The 1,345-nt window shown below is 43.3% G+C and carries 1 protein-coding gene; it reads right to left on the bottom strand.

Annotated features, from left to right (window positions below; all coding sequences use genetic code 11):
* A partial coding sequence (locus HMPREF3267_RS11555; protein WP_176746111.1) for a MucBP domain-containing protein occupies positions 1-1,345 on the bottom strand: 1,345 nt, incomplete at both ends.

Below are 1,345 nucleotides of genomic sequence, written 5' to 3'. Positions count from 1 at the left end.
TTTGGAACTTTTGATTGAATACGTTCATAGACATGTTTAGTAATACCATTTTCTGTCACTGTTACTCCAGAATAACGCCATTTATCTCCAATGATATAACGCGGTTGATGCGTACCTTCTTCTGTCTCTTGAACTTCATTTCCGGTAATATCCACATAACGCGTTACTTCTAATTGTACCGGTGTCTCTTGCGGCGCTTCATTCGGGATTTCTGACTGGATACGTTCATATACATATGTTGTGATACCATCTGCCGTTGTTGTTTGACCTGTGTACTGCCATCTATCTCCGATAATACCTGGTGGTTCGTGTTTACCTTCTGTTGTTTCTTGCACCTCATTACCTTTGCCATCCACATAACGTGTTATTTCTAATTGTACTGGCGTTTCTTGCGGTGCATCGTTCGGGATTGCTGATTGGATGCGTTCATATACATACGTTGTGATACCATCTGCCGTTGTTGTTTGACCTGTGTACTGCCATTTATCTCCGATAATACTTGGTGGTTGATGCGTGCCTTCTTCTGTCTCTTGCACCTCATTACCTTCACTATCCACATAACGCGTTACTTCTAATTGTATTGGCGTTTCCTGTGGCGCTTCATTTGGTATCTCTGATTGTATACGTTCATACACATATGTTGTGATGCCATCTGCCGTTGTTGTTTGACCTGTATATTGCCATTTGTCTCCGATAATACCTGGTGGTTGATGCGTGCCTTCTTCTGTCTCTTGAACTTCGTTGCCATCACTATCCACATAACGTGTTACTTCTAACGCGACTGGCGTCTCTTGTGGTGCCTCGTTTGGTATTTCCGATTGTATACGTTCATACACATGCGTCGTAATGCCAGATTCTGTTGTTGTTTGACCCGTATATTGCCATTTGTCTCCGATAATACCTGGCGCATCATGTGTGCCTTCTTCCGTTTCTTGCACTTCATTACCTTCGCCATCTACATAGCGTGTTACTTCTAATTCTACCGGTGTCTCTTGCGGTGCCTCGTTTGGTATTTCTGACTGGATACGTTGATACACATGTGTTGTAATACCATTTTCTGCTGCTGTTTGACCTGTGTACTGCCACTTATCTCCGATAATACCTGGCGCATCATGTGTGCCTTCTTCCGTTTCTTGCACTTCATTACCTTCGCCATCTACATAGCGTGTTACTTCTAATTCTACCGGTGTCTCTTGCGGTGCCTCGTTTGGTATTTCTGACTGGATACGTTGATACACATGTGTTGTAATACCATTTTCTGCTGCTGTTTGACCTGTGTACTGCCACTTATCTGCGATAATACCTGGTGCGTCATGTGTGCCTTCTTCCGTTTCTTGCACTTCAT

It is taken from the genome of Staphylococcus sp. HMSC62D11 (genome assembly GCF_001839145.1).
GTDB lineage: Bacteria > Bacillota > Bacilli > Staphylococcales > Staphylococcaceae > Staphylococcus > Staphylococcus lugdunensis.
Note: the sequence above shows the minus strand (reverse complement) of the source record. Positions and strands in the feature narration are given on the sequence as shown.